This window comes from Photorhabdus stackebrandtii (assembly GCF_011189495.1).
Lineage (GTDB): Bacteria > Pseudomonadota > Gammaproteobacteria > Enterobacterales > Enterobacteriaceae > Photorhabdus > Photorhabdus khanii.
The window spans coordinates 1-347 of record NZ_PUJV01000194.1 but is presented as its reverse complement, the minus strand read 5'-3'; the positions used below and the strand labels follow the sequence as shown (position 1 = coordinate 347).

At 55.0% G+C, this 347-nt stretch carries 1 protein-coding gene; it reads left to right on the top strand.

The window, feature by feature from the left end; genetic code table 11:
- A partial coding sequence (locus C5470_RS22295; protein WP_166291960.1) for a hypothetical protein occupies positions 1-347 on the top strand: 347 nt, incomplete at both ends.

Genomic DNA, 347 nt, shown 5'->3' with positions numbered 1-347 from the left:
CCTGCCCGCCGTTAAGACCCTTGCAGACTCGCCGGTTCAGCTTTTTACCTTAGACGGTGCCGGTAAACCGTCCATTGGTTTACTGTTTGACTCCTCACTGACCGGCACCAGCCTGTTTCTAAATGCTTTTACCCTGGCGGACGTGCTCACGCAGACAGACTATGCCCGCAACAACCCGTTACAGCCCGGACCGTCCTATACGAGTCTGCTGCGCTTTAGTACCGCGGTGATTGGTATGAGTGCCGATTTGGCCTCCCTCGGTTCGACGCTAGCGAGTAAGGTAAACTCCCCGATAGTCAAGGCGCTGATGAACGGCATAAAAGTGCCTGCCATCAATACGGCTATGG